The organism is Bradyrhizobium sp. RDI18 (genome assembly GCF_043203335.1).
Taxonomy (GTDB): domain Bacteria; phylum Pseudomonadota; class Alphaproteobacteria; order Rhizobiales; family Xanthobacteraceae; genus Bradyrhizobium; species Bradyrhizobium retamae.
Genome location: NZ_JBICRN010000008.1, coordinates 2333046 through 2346062, shown reverse-complemented (window position 1 = coordinate 2346062; position 13017 = coordinate 2333046). Strand labels below are relative to the sequence as shown.

General features: G+C 60.6%; 12 protein-coding genes and 1 pseudogene. 10 read left to right on the top strand and 3 right to left on the bottom strand.

The genetic code is table 11. The annotated features are described in order from the left end of the window. Positions 1 to 69: 69 nt before the first annotated feature. A pseudogene (aepX, locus tag ACFXS9_RS20390) lies at positions 70 to 929 on the bottom strand (phosphoenolpyruvate mutase). 512 nt (positions 930 to 1441) lie between these two features. Here aepX and ACFXS9_RS20385 point away from each other — a divergent pair. The 4 genes from ACFXS9_RS20385 to ACFXS9_RS20370 all read left to right on the top strand — a co-directional run bounded on the left by ACFXS9_RS20385 (position 1442) and on the right by ACFXS9_RS20370 (position 4083). Further along, positions 1442 to 1744: a hypothetical protein gene (locus ACFXS9_RS20385; protein WP_057846623.1), complete on the top strand. Its 303-nt coding sequence runs from the start codon at positions 1442 to 1444 to the stop codon at positions 1742 to 1744. Positions 1745 to 1784: 40 nt separating this feature from the next. Next, a complete protein-coding gene (locus ACFXS9_RS20380) occupies positions 1785 to 2930 on the top strand; it encodes a Ulp1 family isopeptidase (RefSeq protein ID WP_197427500.1) in 1146 nt (381 codons plus the stop codon). 92 nt (positions 2931 to 3022) lie between these two features. Continuing rightward, positions 3023 to 3208 carry a hypothetical protein gene (locus ACFXS9_RS20375; RefSeq protein ID WP_057846625.1) on the top strand — a complete coding sequence of 62 codons (186 nt, stop codon included), beginning with the start codon at positions 3023 to 3025 and terminating at the stop codon, positions 3206 to 3208. Positions 3209 to 3531: 323 nt separating this feature from the next. After that, entirely contained in the window at positions 3532 to 4083 is a 552-nt protein-coding gene (locus tag ACFXS9_RS20370) for a hypothetical protein (protein ID WP_156434005.1), read from the top strand. Positions 4084 to 4259: 176 nt separating this feature from the next. On the opposite strand, the gene ACFXS9_RS20365 is transcribed toward ACFXS9_RS20370, so the two are convergent. After that, complete coding sequence (locus ACFXS9_RS20365; protein ID WP_392691512.1) at positions 4260 to 4964, bottom strand: hypothetical protein; 705 nt, start codon at positions 4962 to 4964, stop codon at positions 4260 to 4262. A gap of 45 nt (positions 4965 to 5009) precedes the next feature. Next, complete coding sequence (locus ACFXS9_RS20360) at positions 5010 to 5660, bottom strand: hypothetical protein (RefSeq protein WP_392691509.1); 651 nt, start codon at positions 5658 to 5660, stop codon at positions 5010 to 5012. Positions 5661 to 6143: 483 nt separating this feature from the next. Here ACFXS9_RS20360 and tssA point away from each other — a divergent pair, with 483 nt between their 5' ends. Genes tssA through tssG form a run of 6 tightly spaced genes read left to right on the top strand, consistent with a single transcriptional unit; the run spans position 6144 to position 12910 of the window. Further along, the gene (tssA, locus tag ACFXS9_RS20355; RefSeq protein ID WP_392691507.1) at positions 6144 to 7748 is read left to right on the top strand and encodes a type VI secretion system protein TssA; all 1605 of its coding nucleotides are present in this window, start codon (positions 6144 to 6146) and stop codon (positions 7746 to 7748) included. Between the two features lie 38 nt (positions 7749 to 7786). After that, positions 7787 to 8278, top strand: coding sequence for a type VI secretion system contractile sheath small subunit (gene tssB / locus ACFXS9_RS20350; protein WP_057846630.1), 492 nt, complete (start codon positions 7787 to 7789; stop codon positions 8276 to 8278). A gap of 36 nt (positions 8279 to 8314) precedes the next feature. Further along, positions 8315 to 9799: a type VI secretion system contractile sheath large subunit gene (tssC, locus tag ACFXS9_RS20345; protein ID WP_392691504.1), complete on the top strand. Its 1485-nt coding sequence runs from the start codon at positions 8315 to 8317 to the stop codon at positions 9797 to 9799. A 12-nt stretch (positions 9800 to 9811) separates the two neighbouring features. Then, positions 9812 to 10207, top strand: a complete 396-nt coding sequence (tssE, locus tag ACFXS9_RS20340) for a type VI secretion system baseplate subunit TssE (protein ID WP_392691502.1) — start codon at positions 9812 to 9814, stop codon at positions 10205 to 10207. A 4-nt stretch (positions 10208 to 10211) separates the two neighbouring features. Then, on the top strand, positions 10212 to 11960 hold the full coding sequence (gene tssF, locus ACFXS9_RS20335) for a type VI secretion system baseplate subunit TssF (RefSeq protein ID WP_392691499.1): 1749 nt from the start codon (positions 10212 to 10214) through the stop codon (positions 11958 to 11960). Then, on the top strand, positions 11924 to 12910 hold the full coding sequence (gene tssG / locus ACFXS9_RS20330) for a type VI secretion system baseplate subunit TssG (RefSeq protein ID WP_392691496.1): 987 nt from the start codon (positions 11924 to 11926) through the stop codon (positions 12908 to 12910). Before tssF ends, tssG begins: the two co-directional genes overlap by 37 nt. The last annotated feature ends 107 nt before the right edge of the window (positions 12911 to 13017 follow it).

Genomic DNA, 13017 nt, shown 5'->3' with positions numbered 1-13017 from the left:
AGGAGGAGCCGGAAACTATTGCGACATCGGCGTATGTTGCAGCGCGGATGAGACGCTATTTGCCGTCGGTCAGGGTGAGGGGAGATATCGCGCGTCCGCGCGGGCAAGTTCGTCGTATCTCAACAGTTGGAAGGCCTCGTCGAGCGTCACAATATTGGGTTCAATGCTCGCCGTGGTCTCCTCAGCGATGATACGACCGCAGACCTGCCGTATTGCCGCTATGCAACTCGCATGGAGTGGTTGGCCCAGATCACTGTGGAGATGCGCGCATTGCGATACGCAGAGACCGGCGTTCGATAGTATTTCGTTGGAACGATCACGACTGGCAACCGGTTCCGCCAGGCGCGTGCGAACGAAAGGATCTCGTCTGCGGCGCTCTTGCGCGAGTGAATGAGGATCGCATCGGCTCCCGCGTCGGCGTAAGCGTGAGCGCGCAAGATTGCTTCGTCCATTCCATGGCCGCCGATTAGCGCTTCGATCCGGGCCACAAGGACCCAAGTCGTCCGCGACTGTATCCTTCACGGCACGCAAGCGGCCGGAGAATTCATCGATATCGGCGAGGGGATGCCTATCGCCAACAAGCGAGTTCATCTTGGGGAAGCAACTGTCCTCCAGTGCGACGCCAGCAGCGCCACGCTGACGGAGTTTGCGTGCCAGCAGACGAGCATTGTTGAAGTTCCCGAAGCCTCCGTCCCCATCAACAAGCACAGGGAGCTCAGTCGAGTCCACGATGCGCTCAACTACGCCGACGAGTTGGCTCCAGGACGCTTCGTTGGCATCGCGGTATCCGCGAGGGAGCAGGCAATCGACAGACCCGACGCCCAGAGACCCTTGAAACCTGCGCGCTCGGCGATCGCGGCGGAGAGGCCGTCATGCGCTTCCATGAGGAATGAGAGTTCGCTGCTGGAGCAGACCTGAGCGCGCAGCATTTCAGTGAGTGAGGAATCAGCGCGTGGACCAGAGCCACTGGCGGGAACAGATTGTTGTGATTGGTTTTGCATGCCATTCCTTGCCGGTGCGTTTGATCGGCCGACGTTCATCAGTGGAAGGTGACATGTTTCTGTCATCGAGATCAATTACGAGGGTTGGTAGTTGACCGTGCCGCAAAATTGTTGCGTCTCGCGCCAGACGAGCAGGAATGTAGTTAAGCCAAAACGATCACAAGATGCTCGATGGTTGGTAGCGGAAATTGAGAGACGCACGTGTATCCCATGCGCCAATCGAGTTGCCTTCCCGTGCATCGTTGATCTTGTATTTTGCGCGGTTTTGAGACTGCGTGACGCGCGATAAGGGTTCAGTTCGCTCGCGTTCTGCGACCCTCGCATAAGGGTTTGGCGTTTCGGAGTACGCCCGAGCGGCTCGCGATCCGGACTCGGTCGCATTGTACGCTCTCTAGTCGATCGTGTCACGTACGTGTCTAACTCCGTTCAGCTCGCTGATCATGAGCATGGGGAAGGTTGCGCGGGACGGACGCGAAGTCCTGGTCCCTCTTGTGGAGATGAATTCAAGGGACCTGCCGGACCACGATGCCCGTTACTTGATCGCGGTAAGTGACGCTGATAGTGCTCCGCATGGCGTGGTCTCCGATCCAGTGCTCCAGCGCCGGATGTTCGAGGTTGATTACCGCGGAGACTATGCCGCCTTCAATTCCAACCAATCCGGGATGGGACCTTGGGAGGACGCAGCCAATGTTGCCATCGCGGTCTGCAAGGGCCGAGCCATCATCGACCTTCGGCCATCTTGAGCGACCGGCGCCTCCTGGGTCTAGCGCCGCTGGGAGCCACTTGGATCTGCCAGCCCAGTTGTCACACCCCGCGGTTGACATACAGGCCATCGTGCCGGCGGAGGACTTCCCACGTGCGAAGGACTTCACACATATCGTCGGCTTGGGATGGGACCATAGTTGCCAATCAGCGCCCGATGCCCTGATCGGTTCACTGAACAGAAAAGGCCTCCTGCCGACGACACCGCTCCGGTCGCGAGCACATTTTTACATCCATGGTCGGCCTTACACGACGAAGTTGGGGCAAGGAACAAGGGAGGCGACCCCAAACAATCTGGGAGGACTTAGCGTTCTGCTCATCCCTGGATATGGACTCGAATCTCACGAGCCGTTAGGGGCGGGCATCGAAAGCTTCCCGGGATATATGGGAGAAACATCGTCATCAACCAGGGCTGCGACGTCTGCGATGTCGACGAAGAATGCCAAAGGCTGTGGGCTGTGGTCGTGTTTTAAGTCAGGGGTTGGCAAAGCCCTCCGAGGGAGCCGTCGCGAAAAGTTGTCCGGCCATCTGGATCAATCGGATGGACAGGCCTCAGGATCGGGCATCCCGCTGCAGCCTCCGCTGGTGCTCGGTCCCACGGAATTGTTGGGTGACGAGCATATCACGGCGGATTACACACTGCTTGAGCGGGAGTTGCAGAGGGACAATTCGGATCTGGCCGCCCGGACGCGGTTTCTGCGGCCCGCGCAAGCTCATTTGCTGCGCTTGACCAAGGACGAGGACACCCGGCAGGAAATCTTGCGGGGGATCGTCAACGACGAGGATGGTAACGATACCGCCAACTTCCTGTTCGTGCCAGTGAACGATGGCGGTGTCGGTGGCGGCGGTACGCATTGGTCGCTGCTGCTCGTTGATCGCCGCGAGCCGGAAGGGAGGGTTGCCTATCACTACAACTCCATCCGGAGATCTAACAGCACCGAGGCAAGACAACTCGCAGGAAGGCTGGGCACTCGCCTTGAGCCAGCCCGCATGGCCCGACAGGGGAACAAATATGATTGCGGCGTCTTTGTCCTGGACGCCACACGGACGCTGGTTGGACGATTGGCGGAAGGACAGCGGCCTGACGACGAGCCGCTTCACCTCGACAACCTCGTCGCCGATCGGCAGGCACTTCGGGATCGACTCAGGGGGCGTCCGCATTTGTGACGCGGTGACACGCTTGGGCTGATGGAGCTGGCTGGAGCGTCTCATGCCGGCACCAGAACCTTGGCCGGCTACGAGGCAACACGTGCGAGGCGATGATCCTCATGGAGGGCTGCCGCTACCTCGACGCCGTCCGCATGAGGCGGAACTCCTCCCAGAGCACGGGAATCCAGATCGTCAAGCCGAAAGTATTGGACGACAACCCGCTCGCACCGGAGCATTCCCTGGCCGGGGTGATCGAAGCCGAGAATGCCACCGCCCGCGCCTTCGTGAATGCGTAGCTCGGCAAGGTGAAGCGTGTCCCGGACCGAATGAGATTGAAGGGGAGTCCAACGCCGTCCCATCGGATCTGATGCGCGCGACCCGCTATGCGTCCTTCAAGGTGATGGCGCCGAGGCATCTGCTCGGCCGCCGGCGCGGACGCGAGCAGGCCCGTCGAGGCCGCCAAGGTCGAATTGCAGCGACTGTTCGGCGAAGAGCGTGAGGCGACAAAGGAACGCGAGGTCTATGATGCCGCCTGGAAGGCCTACAAGGTGCTGGTTGGCCAGGCGCCAGGCCCTTCCAAGTCGCTCTCGGATCCGTCGTCGACGAGCTGCAGCGAGCGATGGCGAGCGCAACCGACATGCGTAAGACGCTAAAAGATCTCTGCGGCCAGCGAGATTGCGCGAAAGCGCAGCAGATATTGGAACTGGAGGCCGAGCGGACGAAGCTGGAACAGAAGTCGTCGCAATGTCGCGAAGCGACCCGCAACGCCGAGAGGATAGTGGCCGACGCGGCGAGGGATCTTTCCGACGCGCGGCAGGTGTTGGCCGCCGCGCTCCTCGAACGGGATGCCAGGGCGCTGCCCGAGCATGACGTTGCGCACGGGGTGCGCTTGCGCGTCCTCGGCTTCCTGAACGATGCACGGGACTTCTGGCGCGAGCACAAGCAGAGGCTCGAGACCGCGAAGACGCGTGAGGATGAAAGCCTTGCGGCGCGAGAACGCGACCATGAGGCTTGTGCAACCGACGTCACGTCATTTCCCGACGTGCCCATGCCGCAGCTCGCGCGGCTTTTGAACGCCGCTCGCTCGGCCCGAGATCTCGGCGTGCCATGGCCGCCGCCGTGTCCTCGAAGGCTTCGTCTCCCGATCCCACAAACGGTTCGCTCGGAGTGATCCTGCTCGACGATGCCTTGGGCGGGGCTGGACGCGGAGCATTTTGTCAAGATGCTGAAGTTCAATCCGTGATGCGGGACTGCAAATTATCGCGGTTTGATCAACGCGGGATGACGACTGGCGACGGCACATTCAGAACCTTGGCTGCTCAGTTCCCACAGCTTGAAGTGCGGACTTTAGCCGTCCTTAATTCCGGGGATCAGATTAATGTTTGCGCCGAGCGGATTGTTGGGGGTCGCTTCCCGTATCCCTGCCCCCAGCTGCGCCATGTAGGGCTGACCACGAATAAACAGATTTGTCGCCTGGAACGGCCCCGGGAGAACGCCTGTTCGGTTCAGTGCGCCGATCAGGACGTCGGGGGCCGGTTGGAACCCATGATTCCAGCCCAAGGGCACAATGTGTCCGAAATCATCCGTCGGCGCCCAAGCCGGTATCGCGGCTGCCGGATAGGATGACTGTTGCGGCTGAACCAACTCGCACGAAGCCCGGCTGTCGTGAGCATCGTTTCGCATTTCGTAAAGTAAGGCCGTATCAAAATTCAAACTGCCATCGGAGTCCGGTAGAGGCGAAAGTGGTAATTTAATTCCAATGGCGTCTCCGGCACAACGAGCAGTTGTTCGAGCGACTCCTGGAATGAGTTGAACTGCGGACCGTCTTCCCCCGCTGCCGACAACTTCCATCTCCCGCTCCAGCAGCGCCAGCAGCTCAAAATAGTTGCCGCTGATGGCCGCCGCGGCGGGAGACGCCTGCAACGAGGTGTGCTGCGAGGTGCCTTTCCCCGGGGGCGACCGTGATCCGTCTATTTCCGTCTCCCGCGATAGCAGCTCCAGCAGATTTAAGTCGTTGTCGTTGATGGCTGCCGCGGCAGACGCCTGCAGCAAGGCGAGCTGCGGGGCGACTTCCCCGCGCGGCTGACGGTGGCCCGTCTACTTCCATCTCCTGCTCCAGGACTCCAACAGATCTAAGTCGTTTTCGCTGATGGTTGCCGCGGGAGATCCCCGTAGCGAGTTGTACGTCCAAAGCAGCTTCAATTCGATGCGCAGCGAGTGGCTATTTCTGACGCGCCTGAATTCCTTGCCATCTTCCTGCAGCGAATGGTCGTCGAGGCGGCCTGCTATCGCGCTCATGTGCTGCGTCTGGAGCCACTTACTGAACTTGCGAAGCATGGTAGCGGCCCTGCTGACACTGTACGGCTTTTCAGATCCCTGCCATGGAGTTCCGCTCGCGATGCCCGCTCTGGCCGCCTCGGCTGCCTTTTGGATGAGAGCCGCGTCTTCGGAATAGGGAGCGAGCTGCGGGCGCAAGACTTCCAGCGCTCTGGTCCCCAACATGAAGTTCCGGAGATGAGTCAGCCCATCGAAGATTTTTCTGTCACCACACTTTAGTTTGTAAAGCTTGGCATCTTCGTTCAGCGACGCGTCGTGAGGCCGAACAACAATGCCCTGTTTTTTCTCGGAGAGCCAGCAAGAGAAGCGGCGAATAGAGCCCGCAATACTCGCAACGGATTGCGGCTTGAGTCGACCCGCGGCAGGCTCGCCCGCAATCGCAGCCCTCTTGATGTCATTTGAGGACCTCATTGAGGCGCTCCCTATCGTCAGGATGGGGCTGCATCGGGGCCTGCGGCGAGTCGCCGCTGTCGCGTACGAACTGGGATGTTCCAACGACGAAACATCGACGTACCGTGTTGAAAAATCCTCGTCTCATTGTCTTTCCAAGTTTCGCAGGCGCGAGCGCGCGTGGCGCGTTTGCCTGCGCCCAGGCTCCAGGAGGCCAATGACTGAGCCGACCCATGAGCCACCACCGACGCCTCTGATGTCGGATTTGCAACAAGCTGTCGGGGCCATGACGTCTTCGATTGAGAGAATCGCTTTACAAATCAAGCCATTGCAATTGGCATAAGGCTTGAAAGAGGAATGGCATCCAGCAGCGCCTGTGCAAGGAGGGGCAGTGGTGGCTTACAAGAATGTCCACTCTCAGCTTATTGTATGCGGCGGTTACGACGTTGACTGTCCCAATGTCGCGATCCGTCGCAATGCGCGTCCGCGTATGGTTTTGTCACCGTGATCGACTCTTGGGTGGTGGTTCGAGACAGCATCGATGCGCGTGCGCGCCACGGCGCTGCCCCTGTGCCGGGCCCCGTGCCCACCGGCATTAATGTCCGTGATGCGGCCGAATTCGAACGGCTCGAAGCCGAGGTGCGGCGCATGGATGCCGACGGACCAGCTGCGGTTGATTGGAGCAAAGTCAGTACACTGTCGCTCCATATCCTGTCGAACCAGTCAAAGGACATTTTGGTCGCCTGCTGGGCGACCTATGGTTTGTTTCGGACTGGAGGATACCAGGGTCTTGCCGTCGGTTTAGGCGTTTTGCGCGGCATGGTGGACGCCCATTGGGAGGGCCTCTTTCCGCCGATCAGGCGGGAACGGGCGCGCGTCGGAGCGATCGATTGGCTCGTTGGTCGCGTTGGACCGGAGGTGGCCGAGAATGCGCCGACCGACGCCGACTATGCGGCAGTGCTCGCCGCCTATGAGGTGCTCGATGATCTCGATCGCCAATTGCGCGAAAAGCTGGTCAATGAGCAAGCCGCTTTGGGCGAGTTATTGAGGGCCCTGCAACCGCATTACGAACAGGCCAAGCGAGCGATCTCCGCGGCGGCTGAACGTGCGACCGAGGCCGCCCAAGCTGCCGAAGAGGCCGCTGCCGCACCGGCCGTATCCACCGCGCCGGTTGAGGAGGCTCAACCGGCAGCAGCGGAGGCATCGCTACCGGCTGGCGGTGATGGCGACGGGACCTGCTTTATCGACCGCTTGCCTGATATGTTGCGGCAGGCTGCGGCTGTCCGGCGCGTCGCCTCGCCTTCAGACCCGAAGGTCTATCTGCTCAATCGCATTGGCTCATGGCTGCGTTTTGATGCGCTGCCGCCTGATACGGGGGGCCGCACGATGATATCGCCGCCCGACGATCACATCTTTGCGTTAGAAGCAAAGCTCGCGGTCGGTCAGCACGCCGATGTCGTGAATTTAGCCGAAGAGATCGTCTGGACAGCGCCGTTCTGGCTCGATGCTCACCGGCATGCCGCCAAGGCGCTGGAGCAAATGGGGCCGCTCTTTGAGCCGGCGGCCGCGGCGGTGCGCGCGGCAGTAGCTCTGCTGGCGACACGCTATCCGCGGACCTTGGCGTTTCAATTCGACGACGGCCGGCCGTTTGCGGACGAGGAAACGCGTGCCTGGGCCGCGGTGGGCGCAGCGGACGTGTCGACGGGCCGTGATCCTATCGATGAAGCGGTTGCCGAGGCACACAGGCTCATCGGCAGCGGGCACCGGCAGGCCGCACTCGAGAAGCTGTCGCGTGCGCTAGACCGCGCGACCGGAGAACGAGCGCGGTTCGTGGGCCAGCTTGCGCAAGCACGTTTCTGTATCGAAGCCGGATTCGTCACGACCGCCATCCCGCTGCTGGAGCACATGGAAGAGGTGATCGCCGAGCGCAACCTCGAAAGCTGGGAGCCCACGCTTGCGCTCGCCGTCGCCGAATTGCGCTTTCGCGCGATGACCCATTCCGACTCGCCGCAAATGATTGACGAGCCTCGCCGTCGCGCCGCGCTCGAGCAAATCCGAACGCGGGTCGCGGGCATCGACATCGCACGCGCGAGCCAACTTGGTCGCTAGCTGATCTTGTCAGGGACAAAGTCTTAAAGGGAGCTGATATGGCACAGGAAAGCTCGGTCGCGCCGAAGGAGCGCATCAATATCCGTTTCAAGCCGGCAACCGGCAACCTCAAGGAGGATGTCGAGCTGCCGCTCAAGTTGTTGGTTTTAGGCGACTTCACCGGACGGGCCGATGACAGCCCGATTGAGGAGCGAGAGCTCGTCAATATCGACAAGGACAATTTCAACGAGGTTGTCAAAAGCCAGGAACTGACTCTCCATATCTCCGCTGAGAATAGGCTCGACGACCAGCCCGAGGCCGGCAAGCTGTCGGTGTCGCTGAAGTTTGAGAGCCTGAAGGACTTCGAACCCGAGCGTGTCGCACAGCAAATCCCCGAACTGCATGCGTTGACCGAATTGCGCGCGGCCTTAATCGCCCTGAAGAGCCCCCTCGGCAACGTGCCGAGTTTCCGCAAAGCCATCCAGAATCTGCTCGAAGACCACGGCGCGCGGCCGCGGCTCTTGAGCGAGCTCACCAGCAAGAGCGAGTGAGCGGATCAACGAGCTGTTTTGAGGAGCAACGGCGCTATGACCGATACAAGCGCGCAGCAGCCGGCCGAAGTCGCCACCACGACCACTGACGTTTCGCTGTTGGATCAGATCCTCGTCGAAACCAGGATCACCCCGCGCGACGAAGGTTACGACCTCGCCCGCCGGGGCGTTGCAGCTTTCGTCGCCGAGCTCATCAACCCGAGCCGGGCCGACGAGCAGGTCAACAACGCGCTCGTCGATCGGATGATCGCGGAGATCGATCGCAAGATCTCGGCTCAGCTCGACGACGTGCTGCACACGGACGAGTTCCAGGGGCTCGAGTCGGCCTGGCGCGGGCTTAAGTTCATGGTCGATCGCACCGATTTCCGTCAGAACATCAAGGTCGAAATCCTCAGCGTCAGCAAGGATGAACTGCTTACCGACTTCGAGGACAGCCCGGAGATCGTCAAGTCCGGCCTTTACAAGCACGCCTACACCGCAGAGTACGGCCAGTTCGGCGGCGAGCCTGTCGCGGCCATGATATCGGCCTACGAGTTTGGCAGTGGCAGCCAGGATGTTAAGCTGATGCGGTACATGAGCGCGGTGGCCGCCATGTCGCATGCACCAGTCATTGCCTCCGCTGCGCCAGACATGTTCGGCGTCGAACGTCATGAAGAGATCGCGGGTCTGAAGGACTTGCAATCGGTGTTCGAGGGACCAAAATACGCCAAGTGGACATCATTCCGCGAAAGCGAGGACGCTCGCTATTTCGGCCTGACGCTGCCGCGCTTCCTGCTGCGCTTGCCCTATGGTCCAGAGACCGTTCCGGTGAAGGCGTTTAATTACCAGGAGGCCTCAGATGGCGAAACCGATAACTACCTCTGGGGCAACGCTGCTTTTGCGTTTGCGACGCGCTTAACCGAAAGCTTCGCCAAATATCGCTGGTGCCCGAACATCATCGGCCCCCAGTCTGGTGGGGCGGTTGAGGACCTCAATCTGCATGCCTATGAGGCGATGGGGCAATTGCAGACCAAGGTGCCGACCGAGGTCCTCATCTCGGACCGGCGCGAGTTCGAACTTGCCGAGCAGGGCTTCATCGCACTGACCATGCGCAAGGGGGCTGACAATGCCGCTTTCTTCTCAGCAAATTCCGTGCAGAAGCCGAAACATTTCGGTAACACCCAGGAAGGCAAGACGGCCGAGCTCAACTACAAGCTCGGCAGCCAGCTGCCTTACATGTTCATCATCAATCGGTTCGCGCACTACATCAAGGTGCTGCAGCGCGAGAACATCGGCTCGTGGAAGAGCAGGGAAGAGCTGCAAGGCGAGCTGAACAACTGGATCCGCCAGTATGTCGCCGACCAGGAGAATCCGTCGGCAGAGGTGCGCTCGCGGCGGCCTTTGCGAAAGGCGGAGATCATCGTCGAGGACGTCGAAGGTGAACCGGGCTGGTATCGCGTCGGCATCGCCGTCGTTCCACACTTGAAGTACATGGGCGCGGATTTTGCTTTGACGCTCAAGGGTAAGCTCGACAAGCAGTAGAGGTGGTAGGCGATGTTCGACCGCAGCCTTATGGAGCGCTTGGAGGACGGGACGGCGACCAATCAGCCCTCGTTCGACCGTTTCCGGGCAAGCGTCCTGGAAAACTTACGTCGGGTTCTGAACTCGCGCCAGGGCTGCTGCGAAACACGGCCGGACTTCGGCATGCCCGACCTCAACGATGCGATCGGGCAGGGAGCCGACGCGGTGCGCGCGCTCGCACGTTCGCTCAAGCAGCAGATCGAGACATTTGAGCCGCGCTTGAAGAATGTTTTGATCCGCTTTCATGCCGATCCCGACAACCCGCTGCAGCTGAGTTTCCACGTCAACGCGACGCTCGATTATAACGACCAGGTGGAGCCGGTTGCCTTCGATGCGATCTTCGAGAAGCACATCCAGGTGAGGGGCTGAAGCGGTGGCCCTTAATCCCTATTACGAGGATGAGCTGTCCTATTTGCGCGAGCTCGGCACTGACTTCGCTTTAGCCAATCCGAAGCTTGCGCCATTTCTCGGGCGTGACGCCACTGATCCCGACGTAGAGCGGCTATTGGAAGGCTTCGCCTTCCTTGTCGCGCGGCTGCGCCAGAAGCTCGACAACGAGTTTCCCGAATTCGTCCACGGCCTGTTGCGGATGGTATGGCCGCAATATCTTCAACCTCTGCCGCCCATTACGACTCTGGCCTTTGCCGTGAAGCCATCGGCGAGCGCCGCGAGCCTGAACGTACCGGCCGGCACGAGCGTTCGCTCGCGTCCAATTGAGGGAACGAACTGCACGTTCGTCACCTGCTACCCAATTGACGTGCTGCCGCTGGAGATTAACGACGTTCAGCTCGAGAACCGGACGAGTTCGGCTCGCCTTATTTTGGGTATCAAAGCGACCGGCCAGCAAAACCTGTCATGTCTTAAGAATGGTCGGCTCCGCCTCTTCTTCTCGACGGAGCGAGAGCCGCAAGTGGGGCGCTATCTGTTGACGTGGCTGTGCCGTCACGTCACGCAGGCAACCGTCACCGTGGCGGATCGACAGGTCGCCGCAATCGGCTCGGCACAGATCGCACCAATCGGCTTCAGCGATGACGAGGCGGTCTTGCCCTGGCCGCGCAACGCCTTCTCAGGATTCCGGATCATTCAGGAGTATCTCGGTTATCCGTCGAAATTTCTCTACGTCGAATTGTCCGGTCTCGAGCCCCTCGCAGCCCACACGGAGACTGAGTGCAGGCTCACTTTCGAGTTTCGGCGCCCGTTCCCCGCCCAGTTGCGCGTCGGCAAGGGCCAGATTTGCTTGAACTGCACGCCAGCAATCAATGTCTTCAGCCATGAGGCCTCGCCAATTCGGCTGAATCGGACCAAGACCGAATACCGCGTGCTTGCCTCGGGAGGGCCGAACTTCTCAATCCGGTCCGTCGATCGTGTGACCGGCTATGTGCAAGGCCGTCCCGAACGCATCGAGTTCGAGCCATTCGATCTGTTGCGCCACGACCTCCCCGGCGCCGAGCGCAACCGCGCCTACTTTCGCGAGCATATCCGGCCGGCGGTGGTCGGCCGGGGCGTCGATCACTATGTGAGTTTCGTTGACCGGCTCGACATCGGCCAGCACCCGCCGATCGACGTCGCATCCCTGCAATTGACCTGCTCCAACGGATCCATTGCCGACCGGTTGCCTATCGGTAGCGTGGATCTGCCGACCTCCGACACGCCTCGCTCCGTCACCTTCTCCAATATCACGGCAGTCATTGCAGAAGTGCCGCCACCGGTCAGTGATGGTTTGTTGCGGCGGTTGACGGCCAATCTGGCGCGGAATTACGGCGCCATGGCCAACATAGGTACGTTGCGGACCGTTCTTGCCAGCTACGAGTTCCGTGCAGTCTACGACGTTCAGGCGCGTCGCCGCCTGGAATTATTGCTCGAAGGCCTCGACCAGTTCGTTACCACGGACACCGATCACGTGGTGCGCGGCGCCCCGGTCCGAATGCGAAACATCGAATTGGCCGTGATCGACAGCAAGATCGGTGGTGAGGGCGAATTGTTCCTGTTGGGGTCGGTGCTTGACGCCTTCTTCGCGACGTTTGCTGGCATCAACATGCTGCACCGGTTTTCGGTCCGCGGCACGGAAAGCAACGCACACTACCTATGGCCAGCGAGAATCGGATCGATCACCCCGTTCTGACCGCGCCCGATGAACGCGATGAGCTTTCGGCTTGCGGGTTCTTCTCGCTCGCCGCGCTTCTCGAGCGGCGCTTCAGCGACGCTCCCCCGATCGGATCCACCGACGATCCCGGGCGTGAGGCGGTGCGCTTTCGCGCGGCGCCGACGCTTGGCTTTCCTGCCGAAGAAATCGCGGAAGTGAGACAGATCAAGGCCGCCGGCGAGCGCGTGGAGGTAACCGTCAATTTCCTCGGGCTGCACGGCCCCTCCTCGCCGCTGCCGGCCTTCTACACCGAACGGGTCATGCACGCGGACGGCATGGGATCGCTCGGCGACTTTTTTGATTTTTTCAATCACCGTCTGATTAGCCTGCTGCTGCGGATCTGGCGGTACTACCGCCACCATTTGCGGTTCGAGGAGGGCGCAACCGACGCGATCTCGGTGCTGATTGGTGCGCTCTTTGGCCTCATGCCCGGGGAAAACACAGCCAACGAACGGGAATGGCGGGCACGGCTGCTGCCGCATGCCGGTGTGCTTGCATTGTGCAGCCGGTCGGCCAAGCTTCTGGCCGGCGCAATTTTTAGCCATCTGAATATTTCGGCCCGGGTCGAGGAATTCATCTGGCGCGAGATCGACATTCCAGTGGAGGCGCAGTGGCGCCTTGGCCGGCCTGGCCTTGAGCTCGGCGTTGACACCCTTGCTGGCGAAACCATGCCGGATGTCGTGGGCAAATTCCGGCTTTGCCTCGGCCCGGTCAACCAGCAGCAGTTTCGGTCGCTGCTGCCCAGTTGCGAGACCCACGCCATCCTTTGCCGTCTAATTAACGTCATTCTGCGCGAGCCTTTGGCATGGGATCTCCAGCTAGAATTAGCGCCCGGGCAGACGCCGGAATGGATTCTGGGCGAAGGAGAATTGGGCTGGACTACATGGATCGACCCGCCCAAGGGAACCGGAAGCTTTGTTCTATTGTGATTGTCTTCGAGTTTCTTGCGCATGGTCCGAAGTTGACGCGAGCGGAACTCGATCAAGTCGAGCGCCCCGTCGGTGGCCGACCTAAATGATGTTGTTTTGGTGAGTTG

Bases quoted from the DNA above. Each gene is read 5' to 3' on its own strand.
- ACFXS9_RS20385 (WP_057846623.1), top strand. From the start codon at position 1,442: ATGAGCATGGGGAAGGTTGCGCGGGACGGACGCGAAGTCCTGGTCCCT.
- ACFXS9_RS20370 (WP_156434005.1), top strand. From the start codon at position 3,532: ATGGCGAGCGCAACCGACATGCGTAAGACGCTAAAAGATCTCTGCGGC.
- tssG (WP_392691496.1), top strand. From the start codon at position 11,924: ATGGCCAGCGAGAATCGGATCGATCACCCCGTTCTGACCGCGCCCGAT.
- tssB (WP_057846630.1), top strand. From the start codon at position 7,787: ATGGCACAGGAAAGCTCGGTCGCGCCGAAGGAGCGCATCAATATCCGT.
- tssE (WP_392691502.1), top strand. From the start codon at position 9,812: ATGTTCGACCGCAGCCTTATGGAGCGCTTGGAGGACGGGACGGCGACC.
- tssC (WP_392691504.1), top strand. From the start codon at position 8,315: ATGACCGATACAAGCGCGCAGCAGCCGGCCGAAGTCGCCACCACGACC.
- ACFXS9_RS20375 (WP_057846625.1), top strand. From the start codon at position 3,023: ATGATCCTCATGGAGGGCTGCCGCTACCTCGACGCCGTCCGCATGAGG.
- ACFXS9_RS20360 (WP_392691509.1), bottom strand. From the start codon at position 5,660: ATGAGGTCCTCAAATGACATCAAGAGGGCTGCGATTGCGGGCGAGCCT.